We start from the raw sequence: 24,256 nt of genomic DNA on the forward strand, positions 1-24,256 counted from the left end.
ATCATGACACTGGCCATCATCCTGCTTATCGCCCTGGCGCTGCTCTTTGATTTTCTCAACGGCTTCCACGATTCGGCCAATTCGATTGCCACGATCGTCTCGACCCGGGTCCTGTCGCCGCGGCGAGCGGTGGTCTGGGCCGCTTTTTTTAATTTTCTGGCTTTCTTCTTTTTCGGCCTGCACGTGGCCGACACGATCGGCAAGGGGATCATCGACATCAACATCATCGATAAGCAGATCATTTTCGGCACGCTGATGGGCGCCTGCGGCTGGAACATCATCACCTGGTATTTTGGCCTGCCGACCAGCTCGTCGCACGCCCTGATCGGCGGCATGATCGGCGCCGCGCTGGTCAAGTCCGGCCCGCAAGCCCTGGTCTGGCAGGGGATCACCAAAGCGGTAGCCTTTATCTTTATCTCGCCGGTCGTCGGTTTGATCCTCGGTTCGTTGCTGGGAGGGATCGTCTACTGGCTGTTCCGGGACAGTTCCCCGTTCAAGGTCGACCATCTATTCCGTAAAGGACAGCTGGTCTCGGCCGCGCTGTACAGCATGGGGCACGGCAGCAATGACGCGCAGAAGACGATGGGGGTCATTGCCAGCTTGCTGTTCAGCGCCGGCTTGCTTGGCGGCCGATATCACATCCCGGGCTGGGTAGTGATCGCCTGCTATGCCGCGATCTCTTTCGGCACGATGTTCGGCGGCTGGCGGATCGTCAAGACGATGGGGCAGAAGATCTCCAAGCTGAAACCGGTCGACGGATTTTGCGCCGAGACCGGGGCGGCAATAACGCTCTTTTTCTCTTCAGCGATGGGTATCCCGGTCAGCACCACGCACACGATCACCGGGGCGATTATGGGGGTCGGCTCGATCAAGCGCTTCAGCGCGGTCAAGTGGGACATGGCCGGGAAGATCGCCTGGGCCTGGGTCATCACCATCCCGGCGGCGGCCGCCATTTCCGCCGTTTCTTATTTCCTCGTCAAACTCCTGTAATTCCGTCACATAGTGCCAGTATTTCTGCGGGATCATCCTTTTCAGATATTTGATGTTCCTTCTTTCCGGTATGTATTGGGAACGATAGAACGCCAGCCAATAGCGCTCGAAATCGTCTTTGGCTGTGGGCAATTCGACTTCCCGGGGCTTTGCCTTCTCCCGGAAGATCTCTTTATTGCGGCCGATATACACTTCATCGTTAAAGACGATCATGATGTTGTAGCGCGGGAAGCGCTTCATGAAGTGAAGCATGATCAGCTCCGCCGTTTGGTGCTCAATGGCGAACTCGCCGTACAGGACGCGGTGCTGGTCAATGGGTTGCAAACGCAGAAAAGCAGTCGCCCGGTATTTTTCAAAAGCGACTGCCCGGGCTAACTTCAGGAACTTCCTGGCTTCGTTGGAAACCTTGCAAAGCACGTAGCTAACGCCTTTCTCTTTGGCTTGCTTGATCGCCTGATCGATCACGGCATATTTGGCCGGGTCCCGGTGGAGGAGGGCATAAGCGACCTCCCGCCGGAACATCTCCTTTGCCTCCGGGTCGCTGCCCAGGCCGGAAACCCGCGAATAAACTTCGCGGTTTCCTCCAGCCACTTCGATCAATTTCAATTGTTCCATAGTTCGAGCTGTTTTACGGGCATGATGCTGCTAATGCTTCCTTGCTTGCGACCGTTGAGCAAGATGAATGGTTTGGCCCGTTTGACGACGACGCCGACGTTCTTCAGCTCGTTAATGTCAGTGAAACGATGTTCTTTGCGGACGCGCCAGATCCGTTTGGCGGCTGTTGGCCCAATGCCGGGGATCCGGAGGAGCGCCTTGAACGACGCGGTGTTAACTTCGATCGGGAACTGTTCGCGGTTCTGCAGCGCGGCGACCAGCTTTGGGTCAAGCTCAAGGCTTAAGTTCGCGTCCTGCTGGAGCACCAGGTCTTCCAGTTTGAACTCGTAAAAGCGCATTAGCCAGTCGGCCTGGTATAGTCGGTGCTCACGGACCAAAGGGACTCGGGAACTGAGGGACTGGGAACTAGGGACTGGGGGGACAAACGCACTGAAGTACGCTCTTTTTAGCCCCTTAGTCTTATACAGCCAATTGGTCGTTTTCAGGAGCTCCAGGTCGGTTTCGCCGGCGGCGCCGACGACGAACTGGGTAGTCTGCCCGGCTTTAAGCCGTCCTTGCTGGATCTGCTTCTGGATCGCGTCGATCGGCGCGATCAGGTCGAGCATAAAATTCTTTTCGCCGGCGATCAGCTTTAACCGGTCCGGGTTTGGGCTTTCCAGGTTGACCGACATCCGGTCCGCCAGCTGGGCGCCCCGTTCAATCAGGTGGGGAGAGGTGTGGGGGAGCGCTTTGAGATGGATATAGCCGCGGTAGTTGAACCGGTGGCGGAGGATCTCCGCGGTTTGGACCATCCGTTCCATCGTGTAGTCGGAGCTTTTTTGGATGCCGGAGCTCAAAAATATCCCTTCCAGGTAATTGCGGCGATAGAGCTCGAGGAATAACCTGGCCAGTTCTTCCGGCTCAAAACTGGACCGCTCAAAATCATTGCTGACCCGGTTGACGCAGTACTGGCAGTCATTGCGGCACGAATTGGTCATCAGGACCTTTAAGAGCGAAACGCAGCGGCCGTCGGGGGTATAGCTGTGGCAGATGCCGGCGGGGGCGTGCGAGCCGATCGTGTCGCGGCCCGTTGGCCGGGCCGACTTGACCGAGGTCGACGCGCAGATGTCGTACTTGGCGGCGGCGCCCAGGACTTCCAGTTTTTGTTCAGTGTCCACGATCGCCTTAGAACTTCCTGAACAATCCTCTGACCTTCCCTTGGATGGCGATATCTTTTACATATATAGGCTTCATGGCGGAATTGGCCGGCTCGAGACGGACCTGATCCTTCTCGCGGTACAGCCGCTTGAGCGTGGCGGCGGAGCGGTCGATCAGCGCGACCACGACCTCGCCGTCGTCCGCGGTCTCGCACCGCTCGACCACGATCAGGTCGCCGTTCAAGATATGGTCCTCGATCATGCTGTTCCCCTTGACTTGGAGAATATAGCAGGGACGCCGCCCGACCAGCGTGGCCGGCACCTCGACCTCTTCTGTCTGCTCACAGACCTCGATCGGCGCCCCTGCGGCGATGTAACCAAAGAAGGGGAGGGAAACACCTTTGACCGTCGCGCCGGCCAGCAGTTTTATCCCGCGCGGTTTGTTTTCCCGCTGAATGTAGCCTTGTTGTTCCAGCGACTCGAGATATTTTTGTCCGGCGCGGGGGGAAGAGAAGCCGGCCGCCCGGCAGACTTCGCGGATCGACGGAGGAAAGCCCCGGTCGTTAATGTATTGCCGAACGTAGTTGAATATCTCCTGTTGTTTCTGGTTTAACATGGCCAACCCCCTTTAGCCTTATGGTATACAATTGTATACCAGGCCGGGAGTTTGTCAAGGGGTAATTTTTAAGGCTTTTCGGTCAAGCGGTAATAAGTGTAGACCACCAGGCCGGTGCCGAAGATGGTCAGCAGGATCCGGTAATTACCGAAAATAAAAGCGAGCGCTTCCCACTCTTTGTTCCGGTGCAGGAGGGAGAGTAGGGTCGTCCCCATCAGGTAAGAGAGCGACCAGCCCATCAGCTCGACCAGCAGGATAAAGCAGAAGCCGACCACCAGGGAGTAAAGGATCAGGGAGGCGGCGTCGACCAAGGCGTCAAAAGCGCTTCTCATGATAAACGAGTATAAGCTCGGCGGCCGGACCAGTCAAGGGAAAAAAGCCCTTGACAGCCGGGACGGGGGTCATGTATACTGGTACCACGCTGAAAGAAAGGGGGGCCGCTTGGGAACTTCAGCGCCCGTTAACGGGATCGAACCTTCGTCTTTTTCCCCTCCTTTTTGCTTGCCAAAGACACGAAACGGTTTTGCACTTTGAAAATCAGGCAGCGAGTATGATGCGAGTTCTCGTATCAGATTCTTTTATATGTAATCAATTGGATGAATAATCGAGTCAATTAATTAAGCTTTCATTTATTGAGAGTTTGATCTTGGCTCAGGACGAACGCTGGCGGCGTGCCTAACACATGCAAGTCGAACGCCCCGCAAGGGGAGTGGCAAACGGGTGAGTAACACGTAAGCAACCTACCTCAAAGACCGGCACAACTAGTCGAAAGATTGGCTAATTCCGGATGTGTTCGGAGGGTCGAATGGCCTTCCGAGTAAACCCAGCAATGGGCTTTGAGACGGGCTTGCGTCCTATCAGCTAGTTGGCGGGGTAACGGCCCACCAAGGCGATGACGGGTAGCTGGTCTGAGAGGACGACCAGTCACAAGGGAACTGAGACACGGTCCCTACTCCTACGGGAGGCAGCAGTGAGGAATTTTCCACAATGGACGAAAGTCTGATGGAGCGACGCCGTGTGTATGATGAAGTCCTTCGGGATGTAAAGTACTGTCAGTGGGGACGATATTGACTGTACCCACAGAGGAAGGCCCGGCTAACTACGTGCCAGCAGCCGCGGTAATACGTAGGGGCCAAGCGTTGTCCGGAATTATTGGGCGTAAAGGGCGCGTAGGCGGCTTTATAAGTCAGATGTTAAATCTACAGGCTCAACCTGTAGCCGCATCTGATACTGTTTTGCTAGAGAGTGGTAGAGGAAAGCGGAACTTCCGGTGTAGCGGTGAAATGCGTAGATATCGGAAGGAACACCAGTGGCGAAGGCGGCTTTCTGGACCATTTCTGACGCTGAGGCGCGAAAGCCAGGGGAGCAAACGGGATTAGATACCCCGGTAGTCCTGGCCCTAAACTATGTTCATTGGGTGTTAGAGGTATCGACCCCTCTAGTGCCGTAGCTAACGCGTTAAATGAACCGCCTGGGGATTACGACCGCAAGGTTAAAACTCAAAAGAATTGACGGGGGCCCGCACAAGCGGTGGAGCATGTGGTTTAATTCGATGCTACGCGAACAACCTTACCTGGGCTTGACATGCTAGTAGTAGCGAACCGAAAGGGGAGCGATCCATAGCAATATGGAAGCTAGCACAGGTGCTGCATGGCTGTCGTCAGTTCGTGTCGTGAGATGTTTGGTTAAGTCCAACAACGAACGCAACCCCCATCTCTAGTTGACAACGTAAAGTCGGTCACTCTAGCGAAACTGCCCCTGATGAAGGGGAGGAAGGTGGGGATGAGGTCAAGTCATCATGGCCTTTATGCCCAGGGCTACACACGTGCTACAATGCAGTGTACAAAGGGATGCGAATCCGTAAGGAAGAGCAAATCTCAAAAAACACTGCTCAGTTCAGATTGAAGGCTGCAATTTGCCTTCATGAAGCTGGAATCGCTAGTAACCGCAGATCAGCGTGCTGCGGTGAATACGTTCTCGGGCCTTGTACACACCGCCCGTCACACCATGGAAGCCAGAAACACCTGAAGTCTCCGGTTCGCCGGGGCCTAGGGTGGTGCTGGTGACTGGGGTGAAGTCGTAACAAGGTAGCCGTACCGGAAGGTGTGGCTGGATCACCTCCTTTCTAAGGAGTATTTGTCACTTAAATGGGACATTATTCCAGGTCGGTCTCGCATCTACTCCAACTGCCTGACTTTCAACAAATCAAGCCCTCGCGGGTAATACCGCGGGGGCTTTTTGTTTGCCTAGATGACGGCGACCAGGGCTTCTTCGCCCAGTTCCGAAAGGCTGTGGACGTCGACCCGCGCGGCGACCGGGTCGGAACCGGGCCAATAGTTGAGGAAAGCCGAGCCGCCGGCGCCGGCCTCGGCAAAATTCACGGCCAGCAGATCGGCCCGGTATTTCCTGACATGATAGGTCAGGTTGCGCGCCGGAAAAGAGAACTGGGGACAGACGATCAGGTCGGGCTTCATGCGCATTATGCCGCGGTAGGTCAGGGGGTGGAAAAGATCGCGGCAGATCGTGACCCCGACCTTGAGCTCGCCGAGCGTGAAGCTCTTCAGGGCGTTCGGATTGGGTTCCGGGGCCGAATAATCCCGTGATTTATCGGTCACCGTCATGTTGCCTTGCGGATCAACGATAATGAAAGAGTTTAAATATTGGTCCCGGTCCGCGACCCTGATCAGCCTGATCAACCCGAACCCGATCGCGCAATCCAGCGACTGCGCCGCCTGGCGGAAGAGCTCGCCGACCTCGCCGTTAAGGCCTTCGGCCAGCCGGGGAACGCACTCGGCAATGTAATTGTTGATCGGTCCCAGGCCGACGGTCGACAGTTCGGGAAAGACCGCCAGGTCGATCTTGCCGCGCAGCGGGGCGATCGCCTGGATGTGCCGCTGGGCCAGTTCGATCTGCTCGCTTTTCCGGCGGGCGATGACGTTCTCCACCTGGGCGGCGACGACCCGGTAACGGCCGCGGCCGCAAAGCGCGGTGATCTGGGTAAAGTTCATGACAATAAGTTATCGCCAGCGCTTTAACCGGATTTCACGCTATGATAGAATTGGAGCGTGAAAAGATTTTACCTCCTCTTCGCTATCTGCCTGATCACGGCCGGGATCGCCGCCGCCTCCACAGCCCGGCAGGGCGGTTCGTTCGAACTGGTGCTTTCTTCCGCCGAAGGGGTAGCGGCTGGCCAGGTCCGCTTTTTGCAGAAAAACATCAGCTTTTTTCCCGCCGGACCGGCGCAAAAAGCGATCGTCGGGATACCTTGCGAGTTAAAACCGGGGAATTATCCCCTAATTTTGCACCTGACCAAACAAGACGGCTCGACCGAAGAGCGGCGGGGGTCGGTCAAAGTAGCCAGGACCAAATTCCCGACGGTCTCGTTCTGGCTGAAGCCGGCCAAGAAAAAACTGCTGGCCCGGGACATTATCGGCGAAGAATGGGCGCTGATCGAACGGGTCCTGGTCAGAGAAGATCCGGCCCAACACTGGGTCGGGAAATTCATCCGCCCGACATCCGGCGAGGTTTCCATGGTCTTTGGGACACAGGAATACATAAACCGGAAAAAACGGGGCCAGCACCGCGGGTTTGATATCGCCGTGCCGATCGGGACCCGGGTCAAAGCCGCCAATAACGGCAAAGTCGTCTTTGCGCAAAAGCTGACCGCTTTCGGCGGGACGATCGTTGTCGACCACGGGCAGGGGGTCCATACCTTATATTTCCATCTCTCTAAATTCCTGGCGCCCGTTGGCCAGACGATCAGCAAGGGAGACATTATCGCTTTATCGGGCAATTCAGGGATTTCCTCCGGACCACATCTGCACTGGGGGATGTCCGTCCATAACCTGCGCGTTGACCCGAACCAATGGACCAAATATGCGTTCTAACATCAGCCGCATTATCGATGTGAACTTGAACCGGGCGACGGAAGGGCTGCGCGTAGTTGAGGAAATATGTCGGTTTGTGCTGGAAGACCAACGCTTGACCGTTACCGCCAAGAAGCTGCGCGGTCAGTTGAGCAGAGTTGTGCCGCATTCATTACTGGCCAGTCGTGATTCGGCTGGTGACGTTGGCCGCGAGCCGTATACCAGGGATGAGGGGCGAAGGGCGAAAGTCGAGGACATATTTAAGGCGAACATGAAGCGAGCGCAGGAAGCGGTCCGCGTTCTGGAAGAGTTCGCCAAGCTGTTGAGTCCGGTTTATGGACGGAAATTCAAGGCGATCCGCTTCAAGTTATACGAACTGGAAAAAGAGCTGGCTCCGCGCGTCAGTAAGGCGGAAAAACTCGATTTTTCTTCTTACCTGATCATTGATCCGTCCGTGCATAAAGAGCCGTTAAAATTGCTCCGCTCGGGGGTCAAGATCGTCCAGCTCCGGGCCAAGGATCTCAATACGACCGATTATTTGCGGTTAGCGCAAAAGATCGGCCGGGCGGCCAGGGCGAAAGGGATCACGTTCCTGCTTAACGATCACTGGCGGCTGGTTAAGCAGGCGGGGGCGGACGGCGTCCATCTCGGTTGGGAAGATCTAAAAGGACGGTCGATGGCCGGCATTAAAAAAGCCCTGGGCAGGGATAAGATCATCGGGTTGTCAGCCCAGAGCCTGAGCGAAGCTGGCAAAGCCGCCCGGTTGGGCCCGGATTACATCGGTTTCGGTCCGGTCTTCGCGACGCCGCTCAAGGGGCAGGTCAAACCGACCGGCCTTAAAGCCCTGGGCCGGGCGGTCAAACTGGTCAGGAACCCGATCGTGGCGATCGGCGGGATCAATAAACAGAACTACCGGCAGGTCCTGGCGACCGGTTGTTCCCGCTACGCGGTCATCAGGGCGGCCGGCGCATTCCTCTAAGACGATTTTTCTGCTATAATTAGGTCATTCAGAAAGGGGTAAATACCATGGCAAAAAAACATAAGATCGCGGTTATCGGCGGGGACGGGACAGGGCCGGAGGTCGTGGCCGAAGGATTAAAGGTCCTTAAAGCGGTCGCCAAAAAGCACAACTTCGAGTACGAACTGAAAGAGTTCGACTTTACCGGCCAGCGGTACCTCAAGACCGGCAAGCTGGTCGAAGACAAGGACGTTGAGGAGCTCAAGACCTACGAGGCGATCTACCTTGGTGCGGTCGGCGATCCGGCGGTAAAGCCGGGGATCATCGAACATGGTGTCCTCTTAAAGCTCCGGTTCGCGCTCGACCAGTATATTAACCTCCGCCCGGTCATTCTCTATCCGAACGTCTGGACCCCGGTCAAGGATAAAGGGCCGGAACAGATCGATTTTGTCGTTGTCCGCGAGAACACCGAAGGGCTCTATGTCGGCACCGGCGGGTACCTGAAAAAGGGGAGCCCGGACGAAGTCGCTACCCAGGTTTCGGTCAACACCCGCAAAGGAGTAGAACGCTGCCTCCGCTACGCGTTCGAATACACCAAGAAGCGGAACAAGCGGAAACAGTTGACCCTGGTCGGCAAGACCAACGTCCTGACTTATGCCTGGGACCTCTGGGAGCGGGCGTTCCACGAGATCGGCAAAAAAGATTTCGCCGATATCAAGCGGGAGTACTCGCATGTTGACGCCACCTGCATGTGGTTCGTCAAGAACCCGGAATGGTTCGACGTTATCGTGACCGACAACATGTTCGGCGACATCATCACCGACCTGGGTGCCATGATCCAGGGGGGGATGGGGATCGCGGCCGGCGGCAATATCAACCCGGCAGGCGTTTCCATGTTCGAGCCGATCGGCGGCTCGGCGCCCAAGTACACCGGCCAGAACGTCATCAACCCGCTGGCAGCAATCGGCGCCCTGCAGATGCTCCTCGAGAACGTCGGGGAAGATAAAGCGGCGGCGGATGTGGAAAAAGGGATCCGCTACGCCTGCACCCAGATGAAATCGATGTCGGCCGGCAAGATGGGGATGTCGACCACCGAGGTCGGCGACACTGTCGCGGCTCATATCTGATAATCCGCTGAAATAATTCGGCCTTTTGACCGATAAAAAGGCATGGAGACCGTCCAATTTTTCCGCCAGGTGGAACGGCGCGTTCTGCCGAAGTTATACGGCCGAATCGCTGAGAGCCGGATCGGCCACATCCGTTCCGTTAACCACGCTTTCCAAGCCATTATCGACCGGCGCTTTGCCGCGCTGCACGAAGCCTTGCCGGCCGATCTGCAAAAGGTCACCAACCCCGATGAATACGGCCGCCGGCTGGAATGGGTCAGGCGGCAGTACGCCGCGCTGCCGGAAAAAGAGCAGCGGAACCTGGCGGCCGCGGTCGCGCTCCATGATATCGGTTATCTGCTTGATCGGGGCGTAGCGCATAATAATTTGGGCGCTCAGCTGACCGCCGGTTTCCTGATGGAGACGGGGACCCGGGGGGTCGATTCCGCCGTTGTCGCGGAGCTGGTCGGGGCGCACGGGTTTTTTCAGGATATGACCTCCCATTTGCTGCCGAGCGACGCAGGGCAAAATTCCGAGGACAGAAAGACCCAGCTCTTGCTGATCAATCTTGTCGACGTGATCGGCAAGAGCGGCGGCAATCGGCTCTCGCAGTACGCCCTGGAAACGATGATCGCGATGAGGCAGGGGCGGTTCAACGAGCCAAAACAGTATTTTGCGCTGAGAATGCGGACCTTGCTGGGGCCGATCTGCTACTCTTACCTGGCCGATAACTTGGCCCACCTGACTCTGCTGGATACCATTGAGCAGGACATCCCTTATGAAGATAAGAAAGCGCTGTACCGCAACGTCTGTTTCCGTTTCCGCAACCTGTCGTGGCCGGTCTTCCAGGAATTGGTCATGAAACACCAGGGGATCAGGACATTTTTACGCCTTTTGATCAGGTTATCCACCCTGGCCGAAGAAAAACTGCCGCAGGAAAAAGATGTCTTGCTGGTGTTCAAGCCGGATTTCTTAGGTCTGGAAACGGCGGCGCGCCCTCCTTACCTTGAGGCGTTAAAAAGAAGTCCCAACGCTAATTTCCTGAGGGCGAAAAGCGTGGGCGAACACGGGATCATTGAGATCGACCTGCAGAAATTACTTGGCGCGCGCCCGTAGGTAGTGGATCAGCCCGCCGTGGTCGATGATCTGCTGCATGAAAGGGGGGAACGGTTGCGCTTTGTAGCTTTTACCGGTTGTTAAGTCCCTGATCTCCCCGGCCACAATGTTAACCTCGATCTCATCGCCTTCCCTGATCTCCTCCGCCGCCTGAGCGGATTCCAGGATCGGCAGGCCGATATTGATCGCGTTCCGGTAAAAGATCCGGGCGAACGACTTGGCGATGACGGCCGAGATACCGGCCGCCTTAAGGGCGATGGGAGCGTGTTCGCGGGACGAACCGCAGCCGAAGTTCTCGCCGGCGACGATAAAATCCCCCTTGTTCATCTTGTCGGTCCACTCCGGGTCGGCATCCTCCATGGCGTACTTGGCCAGTTCCGCCGGGTCCGAGGTGTTCAGATACCGGGCCGGGATGATCAGGTCGGTGTCGATATTATTGCCGAATTTCCAGGCTTTGCCTTTCATTTAGAGGTCCTCCGGGCTGATAATATGTCCAGCGACCGCCGAAGCCGCCGCCACCGCCACGTTGGAGAGATAAACTTCAGACTTGGGATGGCCCATCCGGCCGACGAAGTTACGATTGGTAGTCGCGATCGCCCGTTCACCTTCCGCCAGGATCCCCATGTGACCACCAAGGCAGGGACCGCAGGTTGGGGTAGAGACAGCCGCGCCAGCTTTAATGAACAACTCCGTCAATCCTTCTTTGATCATCTGCAGTTCGATCTTTTGCGTGGCCGGTAAAATGATCAGGCGAACGTTGGGATTGACCTTTTTCCCCTTTAAGATCTTAGCGGCGACCCGCATGTCCTCGATCCGGCCGTTGGTGCACGAGCCGATGACCGACTGGTCGATCTTGACGTGCGAGCACTTGCTGACCGGCTTGGTGTTGCTCGGCAGGTGCGGGAAGGATATCTGCGGTTCGATCTGGGAGATGTCCCATTCGTAGACCTCTTTATATTCCGCTTCAGGGTCGGACTTATAAACGAGTCCTTTACCTGCTTTAACTTTCTTTAGGTACGCTTCGGTCTTGGCGTCAACGGCAAAGATCCCGTTCTTGCCGCCGGCTTCGATCGCCATGTTGGCCATTGTCAGCCGACCTTCGACGGTCAGGGCGTTAATGGCCGGGCCGGTGAATTCCATCGACATGTAGCGGGCGCCGTCGACCCCGATCTGGCCGATCGTGTAGAGGATCAGGTCCTTGGCTTCTACCCACTTAGGGAGCTTGCCGTGGTAGACGAACTTGAGCTGCTCCGGCGCCTTGAACCAGACCTCGCCGGTCGCCATGCCGGCCGCCATGTCGGTCGAGCCGATGCCGGTCGAAAAAGCGCCGAGCGCCCCGTAGGTGCAGGTGTGGGAATCGGCGCCGATAATGAGCATGCCCGGGCTGATCGCGCCCATTTCCGGGAGGAGGGCGTGTTCCACCCCCATGCAGCCGATCTCGAAGAAATTGACGATCCCGTACTTTTTGGCGAAATGGCGCATCATCTTCACCTGCTCGGCCGATTTGATATCCTTGGCCGGGGTGAAGTGGTCGGGAACCAGGAAGATCTTCTTTTTGTCGAAGACTTTCGTGACCCCGATCTTTTCGAATTCCTTGATCGCCGGCGGGGCGGTGATGTCGTTGCCGAGGACCAGGTCGACTTTACAGTTGATCAGTTGGCCCGGCTCAACGAACTTGAGTCCGGCATGTTTGGCCAATATTTTTTGGGAAATAGTCTGCTGCATGACCTTATTTTATCATAACTGAGCCGAGCTGGCCACAGGCGGCGGCGATCTCCTTGCCCAGACTGCGGCGGACCGTGACGTTGGCTTTGCGCTTTTTCAGGAGCAAGCGGGCCCGGTCGACATCGCCGGCCGCGAAGTCGAGCCCCGGTGATGGGTTGTATTCGATCAAATTGATATGGCTGTCGATCGTTCTGGCCAGCCGGTCAAGTTCTGTTAACTGTTCCGGGCTGTTGTTAACCCCCTTTAAGAGGACGTATTCTATTGTCACCCGCTGTTTGGTCTTCTGCTGGTAGTCATTAATGGCGTTGATCGTTTCTGCAATGCTGGGTAAGGTGGGATAGGGGACGAGCTGACGGCGAAGCTTGTCATCCGGTGCGGCCAGCGACCAAGCGAGCTTTAGTTTCTGCAGTTCGGAACCGAACTGTTTGATGCCGGTGACGATTCCGATAGTAGAGACGACGATCTTGCGGGCGGCGATATTCTGGCCGAGCTCGCTGTTGAGCAGGCCGATCGCTTTTAGCACCTGCCCATAATTAAGAAATGGTTCGCCCATCCCCATGAAAACGAGATTGGATATCTTCTCCTCTTTAGCAAAATGATAAACCTGGGCGACGATCTCGCTAACCGTCAAATTGCGCTTGAAGCCCATCCGGCCGGTGGCGCAAAAGCGGCAGCCGATCGGGCAGCCGACCTGCGAAGAGACGCAAACGAATTTCTTGTCCGGCCCCTGGTCCATGTAGACCGACTCGCCGGCTAAGCCGTCGGCCAGGCGGAAGCGGACTTTTTTGACCTTAGCTTCAGCTTCGACTTGTTCGATCGTTAATGGGGAGGGGAAGTCGAACAGTTGGTGGCAGGAACGGAACAGCGTTTTAGCTTTGACCGGCTTGAGGCCGGCAGCGATCAATTCAGCTAAGGAAAGTTCGATCATGGTGGCATTATACACCTCGCTCCGGTGTGTTATAATAAACCCATGGACAAAAAAATATTTATCGCGGTTATCGGCGAAAGCCACGCTTCCCCGGAGATCGCCAAACTGGCTGAAGAGGTCGGGGTGGAGATCGCCAAAGCGGGCGCCGTGCTGGTGAGCGGCGGCTTAAAAGGGGTGATGGAATCGTCATGCAAAGGGGCCAAGAGCGCCGGCGGCACGACGATCGGCATCCTGCCGGGGAGCCGGCGGGAAGACGGTAATCCGTACATCGATTACCCGATCATCACCGGCATCGGCTACGCGCGGAACAAACTGGTCGTGAAGAGCGGGCACGCGGTGATCGCGGTCGGCGGCCATTACGGAACCCTGTCGGAGATCGGTTTCGCCCTCGGCTATAAGATCCCGGTCGTCGGACTAAATACCTGGCAGATGATCAATCATAACGGCCAGATGGACAAAGAGGTCCACCGCGTTAACACCGCCAAGGAAGCGGTCGTCCTGGCCTTGAAGCTGGCCCGCGAAGCCAAGCCGCTGGAAGAGCCGAGCGAATTCAGGAAGTAATGACCACCCAGCGCCAGTCAGCCCTCAAGGGGAGCGTTACCCCGCAAATGGCCAAGGTCGCGCGCGACGAAGGGCGCAAACCGGCGGAGATCCGCGCGGGAGTCGCCCGCGGCACGATCGCCATCCCCTTTAATCCCCGGCATAAAAATGTCAGAGCGGTCGGCATCGGCCAGGGCCTGAAGACCAAAGTTAACGCCAACATCGGCACCTCCGCCGATTATCCCCGCGTCAAGGAAGAACTAAAGAAACTCAAGGCCGCGCTCGACGCCAAAACCGACGCCGTGATGGACCTGTCGACCGGCGGCGATATCAGGGCGATCAGGAAACAGATACTTAAGGCCTGTCCGGTCCCGCTCGGCACCGTGCCGATCTACCAGGCGATGGTCGATCGGCGGATGACCGCGGGCGGAATGTTCGCGGTCGTGGAGGAGCAGGCCAAAGAAGGGGTCGACTTCATGACGATCCACTGCGGCGTGACCAAACGGTCGATCGAACAGCTGCGGAAAAAGCCGCGGTTGATGGAGGTCGTTAGCCGGGGCGGGGCGGCAATGATGAAATGGATCGTGGAAACGGGCGAGGAAAATCCCTTTTATGAAGATTACGACTGGCTGCTCGAGATCGCCCGCGAATATGACATTACCCTGTCGCTCGGCGACGGGATGCGGCCCGGCTCGATCATTGACGCGGGCGACGCGGCCCAGATCGAGGAACTCAAGATCCTGGGCGACTTAACAAAACGGGCGTGGAAAGCCGGGGTGCAAGTAATTATCGAAGGGCCCGGCCATGTTCCTTACGACCAGATCGCCGGCCAGATGAAGCTGGAAAAAAAGCTCTGCCATGGTGCGCCGTTCTACGTCCTGGGGCCGCTGCCGACCGACGTTGCCCCCGGCTACGATCATATTACCGCGGCGATCGGCGGGACGCTGGCGGCCGTGTCCGGGGCAGACTTCCTCTGTTACGTTACCCCGACCGAGCATCTCGGCCTGCCGACCCCGGCCGATGTTAAAGAAGGGGTCATCGCTTCGCGCATCGCCGGCCATTGCGCCGATATAGTGAAAAAGGTGCCAGGTGCTAGGGAGTGGGATAGAAAGATGTCGCAGGCGCGGAAAGCGTTGAACTGGGGAAAGCAGATCGCGCTGGCGATCGATCCGGTTAAAGCGAAAGCGATCCACGGTAAAAGGACCCGTAACTCGCGACACGCGACCGGCGACACTTGCACGATGTGCGGCGAATTCTGCGCGATGAAGATCTCCTCGGCGGCGCTGAAGTAGTTAAGGCTTTTCCAGGGAAAAACCTTCGTTTCTCGGGCAACCTTCGTGGAGCGAGAGATTTTTCCGGCCATGCAACTGGCTGTATTCCGGATCGAGATAGCATTCGATCGTCAAACAAGAACCATCCCTGGTGAACCGAAAATAGTACATCTGTTTGTCTTCCAGGACGACCAGGGAATGCCGGGCAAAAAACCTGAGCCCGTCAACCTCGCAAAAATCAAGACAATGCCTGCCCGCCCGTTTGGAACATTCATAGGTCGTAATGAGCGGCCGGAGGCCGAACAAACCGCGGAAAGTGGCACGGTTAAAGTCTCCGACCGGGCCGTTCTTGATGAACTTGACGCAACTGATGGAGGTCATTTGATCGCGGCCGGTTGCCGGGTCGAAAACCAATTCATAAATATTGGTGGTCCCGTTGCCGTGGTCGAGGAGGGCGCGCTTGACCGGGCCGAATTGCTCAAAGCGGACGCCGTATCGTCCGGTGCGGTTGGCGTTGTTCATGGTCGCCATGCCGGTCAAGCCCGGCAGAATGACGCATTTCCGGAAGGGGATATGCCATTGGCCGATCTCGCTGATCTCCGGCAGGCCGTTCCGGTCGGCGATCCACCCCAGGAGCGCGTCCTGCCAGGCGGGATCGCAAAGTTCTTGCCAGCGCGGCGACAGGGTCAGTTCTTTTCTCTTGCTGAAGACGCCTTTTTCCTTGCCGGTGAAAAAAGCGCCGCGAACCACATTGGCCGGCAGTTGAAAATGGTCGGCGAGCGCGTCGAGCTCCGAAGGGGCGATGAAAACTTTCAGCGTTACCGCCTGTTGACTGCGGAGAAAAATGTGCGGCGGCACGGTGCTCCGGTTCTCATGCTGCACGCCTTTCCAGTTGACGTCAAAGATCCGGGCGGGTGCTTGTGCCACGGCCCGGCTGCTGATCAAGGTTCTGGCCTCGCTCCCGGCGTGCAGCGGGTTCAGGACCAGCCGGAACGGCCGTCTGATCCGGCGGTTGCCGCCGAGGTATAACGCGGTGTTCATACCACATCATATCGCCGGCCGGCGTCTAGGATTTCAGGGGTTTTGCGCTTGTTCGCCGCAGGCGGGCGATGAAGATTATGCTGACTTAAGGACGGAGTACTTGACTTTGCGGACGCCGAAATTGACCGCGTCGTCGTAATCGCGGAACCAGATATCGATCTTCTTGCCGTATCTTTTGTTCATCCGGTCTTCCACGACAAAGACTTTTCCTTTATAACCTTCGATCAGCAGCTTGGTGCCGATCGGGAAGTGGTTAGAAGCAATGACCCCCTCGCGGCAACGGGTCCCGGAAGCGGTGATCCAAGGGCTGCTGTCGGTTTGGCCGGGGAGTGAATTATAAGCCGAAGCGACGATTATTCCCCTGCTAACCACCTTATAACCCAGGGGTACTCCTCTGGGCCTGATGAGAGCGCTAATAGAAAATAAGCATAATATCAGTAAAAAAGAGATCAACGCTGTACTGTATATGGTACGATCCTTATAGAGTTTCCTCATACCTATATATCGAGATAACTAGGCAAAATAATGCGTAAAAATGACAAAAACTAGGTTAAGAGAATGTCACAGAGGAAGCGACCTTCGCGAATTTTCCCCAGATGGACCAAGGAGCCGAGCCACTCCGGTTTGATCCCCCCGGTATCCAGCTTTGCCCAGGGCTGCTGATTATAGTCAAGCGAATAGCGGATCGTGACCAGTTGCCGGCCGTTCTGGAACTCATCTGCCAGGATAGCTGGTAGATGGCGAAAATGAGCGAAGGAAAACTCATTCCCGCTGGCAACGTGTTTGGTTTGGTCGCCAAGGTTCCTGGTAAAGATCGCCAACTCCCGGGGGGTCAAGTTGGTGTAGACCAGCATCTTGTTGCTGCCGATCGCCGTTCGCAGTGCGGGCGGTAATTCGGCGGGAGAGAGTTGCCGCGGCGCCCGCCGCATGCTCTCCGGCGAATAACCCCAGTCCAGCATGGTTTGAAAGACCTGGCCGTAGCGGGCGTGGCCGAGCAACATTTTTATATCCTGGCTTGTCCGGTCGAGACTGCCGGCGTAATCCGCCAGCTGGCTTAGCTCGGCGAAAGACCCGGGCCCGTGCACCAGGTCGAAAGGTGCGCTGATGATCGCCGGGTCGTTACGAAAATAGGCGTCGCTAAGCGTTCTCCCTCCCAATTGAGAAGCCAGGATCTCGGCCGCGTCAAAAAGTTCGCGGTACAGGCCTATGGGCGGAACCCCGCCGGTCTGGACCCGCAGGTATTCGGTTATCCCTTCGTTCAAGTACCGGTGTTCGTTCGTTTGCCGGCTGTTCTCTAGGCGGGTCTTCATTATCCCGCTTTTGACGACCGTCAACCCCGGGCCGGATTCTCTGATCACGGTCGAGTAACCATGCAGCAGCTCGTGAACGAGCAGGCTGGCATTGCCGGCAGCCAAGTTCTTTTCCACCGTACTCTCTTCCAGTAACACGGCGTTATAGAATGGTTCATAGACACCCTCCGGTAAAAGAGACGTGGTCAGTTCCGGGGAGGCGTAATCGTAGTTGCGCGGATTTCTTTCCCGAACATAACCCAACTGCCTTAGGTCGGACTTGGTCACGACCCAGATCTGGACCTGTTTGGTTTTCAAGTAAGAGTAATAAGGGGTCTTGCCCAGGGCGGCGGCCATCAGGCCGAGCATTTTTTCTACCTTGGCCAGAGGAACGCTTGCCCGGGGAGAGATCAGAACGGAAAAAGGGAGCCCGCCGTTAATTCCGGTCTTGCCCCTGACCTGGTAGACGGTCGAGCCAAATTGGATAGCGTTAAGTCGTGATAGTGGCATTCTCTCTATATTATCGGCAAAAAAAGGAAGATATTTCAAAAATTATTGAAATCTGCAGGAGAAAATCAAGAAAAAGAAACGATGGTCGTTAGAACAACGCCCAAAGTCAATACCGGCCGGTTGGTCCTGGCCTCGATCCACGCCAATACCCGCTGCCGGCCGCCGGAACAGGAGCGGATCGCCCAGATCAGGGATTCACAGCTGCCGGTCAGTACCTGGTGGTCCTTCCTGCATACGGCCGACATGCAGCGCCCGGAACCGTACGCCCCGGACAAGATCCAGCGCCACGTTTACGATCCCGAGCATCAGGTCGATTTCCAGGCGACGCCGCTCGGCAACCGGTTCATTCTGGTGGGCGGCAGCATCAATAACCAGCTGCCTAATCTTTTTGCCCAGATCTGCCGGTTCAATACCCGGCGGTTTGTCGACCTGGAGTTCCACCTGCCGCTGGACGCGATCGGCATTTCCGGGTTCGACCTCGATAAATACCAGTACGCGATCAACCCCTATAACCGGTTTTGCGACGCTTTGCGGCAAATGGCCGTTGAACGCCAGTATAATTCGGCGCTCTATTTTGACGGCGAGCCGCTCGGCAAGTTCAACGGCCGGAGCAAATTGAACGTCTTCCTGCAGTGGCATATGTCGGTCGACAGCCTGATCGCTTCCCTGCTTCCCGGAAATACCGTCCACTAATTCTGTGCTATAATCAAGGGCGTGAAACTAACGCAACTTGGTGAATTCGGCCTCATTGAACGCCTCGCTAAACACGAACCAAAACTGCCCGGCACTATTGTCGGCATTGGCGATGATTGTGCCGTATTACAACTTCAAACATCCAACCTCAAACTTCCAAATAAAAACAAAAAAGACAAATACCAACTCATTACCACGGATGCGCTTGTTGAGGGCGTTCATTTCCAGAGAAAAGGGCTCTCTTTCTTTGCCCTGGGCCAAAAGGCGCTGGCGGCCAATATCTCCGACATCGCGGCGATGGGGGGATGGCCGACGCATGCGCTGGTCACGGTCGGATTGCCGCCGACCATGAACGTTAAAGCGGTCGACGATCTTTACCGCGGGCTTAACTCGCTGGCCAGGAAAAACCGGATCGACATTGTCGGCGGCGACACGGTCGCTTCACCGAAAGCCCTTGTTATCTCAATAACTCTGCTTGGCGAGGTGGAAAAGAATAAACTGATCCTGCGTTCGACCGCCAAGGTTGGGGACCTTATTTGCGTGACTGGTAAATTCGGCGGTCCGGCTTCCAAGGGATACTCCATCCGGCGCCCGGTACCCGGTACCCGGTACCGGGAAGCTGGAGCGATCGCCAAAGCGAAACTAGCTACGTCAATGATCGACAGCTCCGACGGGCTGGTCCGTTCGGTGCTGGAGATCTGCAAGGCAAGTAAGGTCGGCGCGCGGATCTTTACGGCCCAGGTGCCGATCGCGCCGGGGGCGACCCTGGACCAGGCGCTCTACGGCGGGGAAGAGTACGAATTGGTATTTACCGTCAAACCAAAAACTAAAAAACTGCAATATAAAGTGGTCGGCGAGATCGTCGGCCGGCGGGCAGGGGTCAAGTTGGTCGACCGGCGTGGTAAAATAAAAGAGCCGCGTTCCGGCGGTTACGAGCACTTCGGCCAATGATCAACAAAAAACGGCTGGTCAAGACCTTTAATAAACTGGTCCGGATCGACAGCTTGTCGCTGCGCGAAGCGAACGTCGTCCGTTACGTCCAGCGGGAATTGCGGCGGCTGGGGATCAGGTCTACCCAGGTCGGCAGACCCAGCGGCGGCGATACCGGCAGTCTACTGGCGTCCCTGCCTGGTCGGGGGCCGACGATCATGCTCAATGCCCACCTTGACACCGTTTCGCCCGGCAAGAACATTAAGCCGCGCGAGCGGAACGGCGTTATCCGCTCCGACGGCACGACCGTACTGGGAGCGGACAATAAAGCCGGGGTCGCGGCGATCCTGGAAGTGCTCCGGACCATTAAGCGGAAAAAGCTGGCACACCCGCCGCTGCAGATCATTTTTACGGTTGCCGAAGAGATCGGGCTGGTCGGAGCGAAAGCTTTGCCGGTCAAAGCGCTTAAGGCCGACTATGGGTTCGCTTTGGACGGCGGAGCGATCAATAAGATCTTGAACCAAGCTCCCTCCCAGGTCAATTTGACCGCGCTGATCATCGGCCAGGCCGCTCACGCCGGCGTCCATCCGGAAGCGGGGGTCAACGCGATCAGGGTCGCCAGCGAAGCGATCGCCAAAATGAAGATCGGCCGGATCGACCGCGAGACGACGGCGAACATCGGCGTGATCAAGGGGGGCAAGGCGACCAACATCATCCCGGACGAGGTGGAGATCAGGGGCGAGGCCCGGAGCCATGATCCGGCCAAACTGCGCCGCCAGGTCAAGCAGATGACCGGGCAGCTCCGGCAGGCTTGCCGCCGGCACGGCGCCCGGCTCAAGCTGAAGACCGAACGGCTGTACCGCTCTTTTGCCGTTAAACCGGACAGCCCGGTAGTGCAGGCCGTATTGGCCGGGATGAAAAAGCAGCGTTTAACGCCGCTGATCAAACCGAGCGGGGGCGGCTCCGACGCCAATATATTTAACGCGGTCGGGGTGCCGACCGTCGTCCTGGGGGTCGGCGCGCGGCATTTGCACACGACCCAGGAAGAACTGGTCGTCCGCGCTTTTGTCCGCGGGACCGAGCTCCTCTTGGCCATTATCACCGGAGCGCACCATGGATAAATTAGCGGAAAAGAAGATCGGGACGAAACGGGTCTTTGACGGCCGCTTGCTCGGCGTCCGGGTCGACACGGTGCAGGTGCCGAGCGGTTTGGAAACGACCCGCGAGATCGTGGAACATCCCGGGGCGGTCGCGATCGTCGCCGTGACGGAGAACAAAGAGCTGGTCCTGGTCCGGCAGTTCCGGACGCCGACCGGTGAAGTCCTTTTGGAGATCCCGGCCGGGGTCCCGCATAAGGGGGAAAAGCGCGCAGAGTCGGCCCGCCGCGAACTGGCGGAAGAGACCGGTTACCATGCCAAAAACGTCCGCAAGGTCTGGGAGGGATATTCCTCGCCCGGCTATTCCAACGAGCTGATCGAATTCTTTCTGGCGACCGGCTTTGAGCGGCGGCCGCCGGCGCCCGACGAAGACGAGTTCGTCGAGCCGGAGCTGATCAAGGTCTCTTCCTGCCTTGACCTGCTCAAGGCCGGCAAGGTCCGGGACAACAAGACGATCATCGGCATCGTGATCGCCGATCGTTTCCTCAAAGGGGAGTTGTAAATGAAAGAGGCAGCCAAGGCGTTCCTCGATTACCTGCAGATCGAACGGGGGTACTCCAAAAATACGACCGATTCCTACCGTCTCGATCTGGAGCAATTCGCCAAATTTGTCAAAAGGAAGAGACCGGACCAGATCGCGCGGGCGGACGTCAAGAATTATATCGATCACCTCAATGCCGAAGCTTTTTCGGCCGCCACGATCGAGCGGAAAATGGCCAGCCTGAAGTCGTTCTTCCACTTTGCCCAGGGGGAGGGCCTGTCCAAAGAAGACCCGACGATCGACTTCAGCTTGCCCAAGAAAGCGAAGCGACTCCCCAAAGCGCTGAGCATGGGCGATACGGTCAAAATGCTGATGGCGGCCAGAGGGAAGACGCCGCTCAATATGCGCAACGCCGCCTTGCTCGAGCTGCTCTACGCGACCGGGATGCGCGCTTCGGAGATCATCGCGCTCAACCTGTCCGATATTAATTTTGACGTTTCGTTCGTCCGCTGTTTCGGCAAAGGGTCGAAAGAACGGGTGGTCCCGGTCGGTCGGGCGGCGCTCGGTTCCTTGAAAGAATATCTGGAGAACGGCCGGCCCAAGTTGCCGCAAAAGGACAAGGAAGCGCTGTTCCTGGATAAAAATGGGCAACGCCTGAGCCGCTCCGGCCTCTGGGGGGTCGTCAAGAAGATCGTCCACGCGCTCGGTTTGAAAGAGCAGACCTCGCCGCACACCTTGCGCCATTCTTTTGCCACGCATCTCTTGGAGAAGGGGGCGGACCTGCGCTCGGTCCAGGAGATGCTCGGCCATTCCGACATCGCCACGACGCAGATCTACACGTCGGTTTCGCGCGAACGGCTGAAAAAAATGTACGCGAAAGCTCACCCGCGGGCTTAGGAAATGGGGGAAACATGTTAGACCTGACATTCTTGCTGTTCTCATTGCCGATCTTGCTGGTGGTGATCACGGTCCACGAATTTGCGCACGCGTTCGTGGCCGACCGCTTGGGTGACCCGACGCCGCGGCTGGCCGGCCGGTTGACCCTGAACCCGATCGCCCATCTCGACCCGATCGGCCTGCTCATGCTGGTCATCGTCCGTTTCGGCTGGGCGAAGCCGGTGCCGATCAACCCTTATAATTTCCGCGATCCCCGGCAGGGAAGTCTGTTGGTCAGTTTAGCCGGCCCGGCGTCCAACTTTTTGTTTGCCTGGGTCCTGGCGATCATCATGAGGAGCCTGCCGTTCCCAGCGACCGGTTTGCTAGCCTACCTGCTTAGTTACGCGATCTGGATCAACCTGGCGCTGGCCGTTTTTAACCTGATCCCGGTCCCGCCGCTCGACGGTTCGCACGTGCTGGAATACTTCCTGCCGCCTTACCAGCTGGAGTCGTATTACCGGCTGCAGCAGTACGGGTTCCTTTTGCTCGTTGCCATTATTTTCTTCGGTTCGCCGCTGTTGATCGCGATCGTCGAATTCCTTTACCGGCTGCTGGTCTGATGGATAAATATCTCGCCGCGCTGGAGAAGTTCGGGATCAACCTCGGCCTGGAACGGATCGAGCGGCTGCTCGACCGGTTGGACAACCCGCAACGGACATTAAAAACTATTCATGTCGCCGGGACGAACGGCAAGGGGTCGACCTGCGCGATGATCGCTTCCATCCTGCAGGCCGCCGGCCATAAGGTCGGACTGTACACTTCGCCGCACCTGATAAAATATAACGAGCGGATCAAGGTCAACGGCAAAGACATCCCGGGCAAAGACTTTAAAAAAGGATTATCCCTCGTCGAGCAGGCGGAAGAGGGGATGGGAGAACGGCCGACGGTCTTCGAGGCGTTGACCGCGCTGGCGTTCTGGTATTTCGCCCAGGAAAAAGTCGATTACGCGGTAGTGGAGGTCGGCATGGGGGGGCGGCTCGACGCGACCAACGTGGTGACGCCGCTGATCTGCGTCATTACCAACATCGACCTGGAGCATACCGCGGTGCTGGGGAAGACACTGGCGAAGATCGCCGTGGAAAAAGCGGCGATCATCAAGCCCGGCGTGCCGGTCATTACCGCCGAGACCAAGCCGGAAGCGCTGAAAGTGATCAAGCACCAGGCGGAAAAGAAGCACAGTCTGCTGATCCAGGTCGGCAGCCAGCAGGCGGGATTGCGCAGCGCCCTGATCGGCGAACACCAGAAGACCAACGCCGCCTGCGCGGTGGTCGCGGTCCGTCTGGCCGGGATCAATGTCGGCAAAGAGGCGGTCGGGCGCGGCCTGGAGAGCGTTGTTTGGCCGGCCCGGTTCCAGGTGGTCAGCAAGAAGCCGCTGACGATCGTCGACGGCGCCCACAATCCGGCCGGAGTGGCGACCCTGGTCGCCACTTTGCAGGCGCAATATCCGGGGCGCAAATTCACTTTTATCATCGGCACGCAGTCGGACAAGGACGCGGCCTCGATGCTCAGCTTGCTTAAGCCGGTCGCCGGCCGGATCGTACAGACGCACTCCTCGCACCAGAACGCGGCCAATCAGGGCTCGGTCAAATTGGCCCAGGCGCTGCGGCAGACCGCCGGCCGCGACCGGGTCATTGCCGGGTCGCTTTTCCTGGCGGGTGACGCCTTAAAGCTCCTTGACCGTAAGGGTGGGGCATAGTAGAATAATTCCGAGATGGCCGAGGAATATCTGAACATCAATCCTGTCCCGCAACCGCCCAGGGAAGAGCCAACACCGGAGAGCGAACCGCCAAGAGAGGGCGGCCTGGCCGGCCTGCTCAAGAACGCTTTAACTTTCCTGCTGCTCTTGCTGGTCGTGCTCGCCAGTTTTTGGGTCAGCTTCCAGCTCGGCCGGCGGATCCTGATGCCGGTCAAGAAAATGCCGGGCCCGCCGAAGATCGCGGCGCCGGTCCCGGAAACGCCCGATTCAATCAAGGCGCTGCAGCGGCTGCAGGCGGCCGTTTCCGCCGAAGCGCGGAAGAAAACAACGGGCAAAGCGAAACCGCCGGCCAAAAAAACGACGGTCGCTTGCCGCCCGGCCAGGGCGGTTAAACCTGTCCCGGCCCGGAGTACCGCCGGCCAAGGTTACTACAAGGTCCAGGCCGGCTGGTTCGTCGATAAGGCCCTGGCCGGCGACCTGGCCGAACGGGTCAGGGCGGCCGGTTGCGACGTTTTTGTCCGCAAGGCGAACGGGGGCTGGCGGGTCCAGGCCGGCGCGTTCCGGTTAAAAAAACAGGCCGAAGCGCTGCGTCAGCAGCTTATTACTAAGGGCTTCAAGCCGCAAGTGATCTTCGAGTAACGTTAAAGGGGGAAATT

General features: G+C 57.5%; 25 protein-coding genes, 1 rRNA gene and 1 pseudogene. 16 read left to right on the forward strand and 11 right to left on the reverse strand.

Annotated features, from left to right (window positions below):
* Positions 1 to 3 precede the first annotated feature (3 nt).
* A complete protein-coding gene (locus tag WC529_08320; protein ID MFA5114281.1) occupies positions 4 to 990 on the forward strand; it encodes an inorganic phosphate transporter in 987 nt (328 codons plus the stop codon).
* Positions 991 to 1,002: 12 nt separating this feature from the next.
* Here WC529_08320 and WC529_08325 read toward each other — a convergent pair.
* The 4 genes and pseudogenes from WC529_08325 to WC529_08340 form a co-directional block, all read right to left on the reverse strand.
* Positions 1,003 to 1,605: pseudogene (locus tag WC529_08325) on the reverse strand (DUF4130 domain-containing protein).
* Positions 1,593 to 2,762, reverse strand: a complete 1,170-nt coding sequence (locus WC529_08330) for a putative DNA modification/repair radical SAM protein (GenBank protein ID MFA5114282.1) — start codon at positions 2,760 to 2,762, stop codon at positions 1,593 to 1,595. Before WC529_08330 ends, WC529_08325 begins: the two are co-directional and overlap by 13 nt.
* Positions 2,763 to 2,769: 7 nt before the next feature.
* Complete coding sequence (lexA, locus tag WC529_08335; GenBank protein MFA5114283.1) at positions 2,770 to 3,357, reverse strand: transcriptional repressor LexA; 588 nt, start codon at positions 3,355 to 3,357, stop codon at positions 2,770 to 2,772.
* 68 nt (positions 3,358 to 3,425) lie between these two features.
* A complete protein-coding gene (locus WC529_08340; protein MFA5114284.1) occupies positions 3,426 to 3,689 on the reverse strand; it encodes a hypothetical protein in 264 nt (87 codons plus the stop codon).
* A gap of 296 nt (positions 3,690 to 3,985) precedes the next feature.
* Here WC529_08340 and WC529_08345 point away from each other — a divergent pair.
* Positions 3,986 to 5,482: ribosomal RNA gene (locus tag WC529_08345) — 16S ribosomal RNA — on the forward strand.
* Positions 5,483 to 5,603: 121 nt separating this feature from the next.
* Here the strand turns inward: WC529_08345 and WC529_08350 are convergent.
* Positions 5,604 to 6,365, reverse strand: a complete 762-nt coding sequence (locus tag WC529_08350; GenBank protein MFA5114285.1) for a nitrilase-related carbon-nitrogen hydrolase — start codon at positions 6,363 to 6,365, stop codon at positions 5,604 to 5,606.
* A gap of 57 nt (positions 6,366 to 6,422) precedes the next feature.
* On the opposite strand from WC529_08350, the gene WC529_08355 reads away from it, so the two are divergent.
* From WC529_08355 to WC529_08370, 4 genes are read left to right on the forward strand one after another with little or no spacing between them, the layout of a single operon-like run.
* Entirely contained in the window at positions 6,423 to 7,244 is an 822-nt protein-coding gene (locus WC529_08355) for a M23 family metallopeptidase (protein MFA5114286.1), read from the forward strand.
* The gene (locus tag WC529_08360) at positions 7,234 to 8,202 is read left to right on the forward strand and encodes a thiamine phosphate synthase (protein ID MFA5114287.1); all 969 of its coding nucleotides are present in this window, start codon (positions 7,234 to 7,236) and stop codon (positions 8,200 to 8,202) included. Before WC529_08355 ends, WC529_08360 begins: the two co-directional genes overlap by 11 nt.
* Positions 8,203 to 8,249: 47 nt before the next feature.
* Positions 8,250 to 9,308 (forward strand): 3-isopropylmalate dehydrogenase, encoded by a 1,059-nt coding sequence (locus WC529_08365; protein MFA5114288.1) that lies wholly within the window; start codon positions 8,250 to 8,252, stop codon positions 9,306 to 9,308.
* Between the two features lie 42 nt (positions 9,309 to 9,350).
* Positions 9,351 to 10,403: a hypothetical protein gene (locus WC529_08370; GenBank protein MFA5114289.1), complete on the forward strand. Its 1,053-nt coding sequence runs from the start codon at positions 9,351 to 9,353 to the stop codon at positions 10,401 to 10,403.
* On the opposite strand, the gene leuD is transcribed toward WC529_08370, so the two are convergent.
* The 3 genes from leuD to rlmN are packed head-to-tail and all read right to left on the reverse strand — an operon-like array spanning position 10,383 to position 13,056.
* Positions 10,383 to 10,868: a 3-isopropylmalate dehydratase small subunit gene (leuD, locus tag WC529_08375; protein ID MFA5114290.1), complete on the reverse strand. Its 486-nt coding sequence runs from the start codon at positions 10,866 to 10,868 to the stop codon at positions 10,383 to 10,385. The two genes, WC529_08370 and leuD, sit on opposite strands and share 21 nt — an antisense overlap.
* Positions 10,869 to 12,128, reverse strand: coding sequence for a 3-isopropylmalate dehydratase large subunit (gene leuC, locus WC529_08380; GenBank protein MFA5114291.1), 1,260 nt, complete (start codon positions 12,126 to 12,128; stop codon positions 10,869 to 10,871). It lies immediately after the preceding gene.
* 4 nt (positions 12,129 to 12,132) lie between these two features.
* Positions 12,133 to 13,056: a 23S rRNA (adenine(2503)-C(2))-methyltransferase RlmN gene (rlmN, locus tag WC529_08385; GenBank protein ID MFA5114292.1), complete on the reverse strand. Its 924-nt coding sequence runs from the start codon at positions 13,054 to 13,056 to the stop codon at positions 12,133 to 12,135.
* 42 nt (positions 13,057 to 13,098) lie between these two features.
* Here rlmN and WC529_08390 point away from each other — a divergent pair, with 42 nt between their 5' ends.
* Together WC529_08390 and thiC are read left to right on the forward strand one after the other, a co-directional pair.
* Positions 13,099 to 13,617: a TIGR00725 family protein gene (locus WC529_08390; GenBank protein ID MFA5114293.1), complete on the forward strand. Its 519-nt coding sequence runs from the start codon at positions 13,099 to 13,101 to the stop codon at positions 13,615 to 13,617.
* Positions 13,617 to 14,888 carry a phosphomethylpyrimidine synthase ThiC gene (gene thiC, locus WC529_08395; protein ID MFA5114294.1) on the forward strand — a complete coding sequence of 424 codons (1,272 nt, stop codon included), beginning with the start codon at positions 13,617 to 13,619 and terminating at the stop codon, positions 14,886 to 14,888. The genes WC529_08390 and thiC overlap by 1 nt, the downstream gene beginning before the upstream one ends.
* On the opposite strand, the gene WC529_08400 is transcribed toward thiC, so the two are convergent.
* The 3 genes from WC529_08400 to WC529_08410 all read right to left on the reverse strand — a co-directional run bounded on the left by WC529_08400 (position 14,889) and on the right by WC529_08410 (position 17,707).
* A complete protein-coding gene (locus WC529_08400; protein ID MFA5114295.1) occupies positions 14,889 to 15,908 on the reverse strand; it encodes a hypothetical protein in 1,020 nt (339 codons plus the stop codon).
* A 75-nt stretch (positions 15,909 to 15,983) separates the two neighbouring features.
* Positions 15,984 to 16,280, reverse strand: a complete 297-nt coding sequence (locus WC529_08405; GenBank protein MFA5114296.1) for a 3D domain-containing protein — start codon at positions 16,278 to 16,280, stop codon at positions 15,984 to 15,986.
* A 173-nt stretch (positions 16,281 to 16,453) separates the two neighbouring features.
* On the reverse strand, positions 16,454 to 17,707 hold the full coding sequence (locus WC529_08410) for a hypothetical protein (GenBank protein ID MFA5114297.1): 1,254 nt from the start codon (positions 17,705 to 17,707) through the stop codon (positions 16,454 to 16,456).
* An 81-nt stretch (positions 17,708 to 17,788) separates the two neighbouring features.
* Between WC529_08410 and WC529_08415 the strand changes: the two genes are divergently transcribed.
* Genes WC529_08415 through WC529_08450 form a run of 8 tightly spaced genes read left to right on the forward strand, consistent with a single transcriptional unit; the run spans position 17,789 to position 24,239 of the window.
* Positions 17,789 to 18,400 (forward strand): hypothetical protein, encoded by a 612-nt coding sequence (locus WC529_08415; GenBank protein MFA5114298.1) that lies wholly within the window; start codon positions 17,789 to 17,791, stop codon positions 18,398 to 18,400.
* A gap of 21 nt (positions 18,401 to 18,421) precedes the next feature.
* Positions 18,422 to 19,351, forward strand: a complete 930-nt coding sequence (gene thiL / locus WC529_08420) for a thiamine-phosphate kinase (GenBank protein ID MFA5114299.1) — start codon at positions 18,422 to 18,424, stop codon at positions 19,349 to 19,351.
* Positions 19,348 to 20,451, forward strand: coding sequence for a M20/M25/M40 family metallo-hydrolase (locus tag WC529_08425; protein ID MFA5114300.1), 1,104 nt, complete (start codon positions 19,348 to 19,350; stop codon positions 20,449 to 20,451). Before thiL ends, WC529_08425 begins: the two co-directional genes overlap by 4 nt.
* Positions 20,444 to 20,989, forward strand: coding sequence for an NUDIX hydrolase (locus WC529_08430; protein ID MFA5114301.1), 546 nt, complete (start codon positions 20,444 to 20,446; stop codon positions 20,987 to 20,989). Before WC529_08425 ends, WC529_08430 begins: the two co-directional genes overlap by 8 nt.
* Entirely contained in the window at positions 20,990 to 21,865 is an 876-nt protein-coding gene (gene xerD, locus WC529_08435) for a site-specific tyrosine recombinase XerD (protein MFA5114302.1), read from the forward strand.
* A 14-nt stretch (positions 21,866 to 21,879) separates the two neighbouring features.
* A complete protein-coding gene (locus WC529_08440) occupies positions 21,880 to 22,464 on the forward strand; it encodes a site-2 protease family protein (protein MFA5114303.1) in 585 nt (194 codons plus the stop codon).
* Positions 22,464 to 23,600, forward strand: coding sequence for a folylpolyglutamate synthase/dihydrofolate synthase family protein (locus WC529_08445; GenBank protein MFA5114304.1), 1,137 nt, complete (start codon positions 22,464 to 22,466; stop codon positions 23,598 to 23,600). The genes WC529_08440 and WC529_08445 overlap by 1 nt, the downstream gene beginning before the upstream one ends.
* A gap of 15 nt (positions 23,601 to 23,615) precedes the next feature.
* Positions 23,616 to 24,239: an SPOR domain-containing protein gene (locus tag WC529_08450; protein ID MFA5114305.1), complete on the forward strand. Its 624-nt coding sequence runs from the start codon at positions 23,616 to 23,618 to the stop codon at positions 24,237 to 24,239.
* Positions 24,240 to 24,256: the final 17 nt, after the last annotated feature.

The sequence above is a fragment of the Candidatus Margulisiibacteriota bacterium genome (assembly GCA_041650855.1).
Classification (GTDB): domain Bacteria; phylum Margulisbacteria; class WOR-1; order O2-12-FULL-45-9; family XYB2-FULL-48-7; genus JALOPZ01.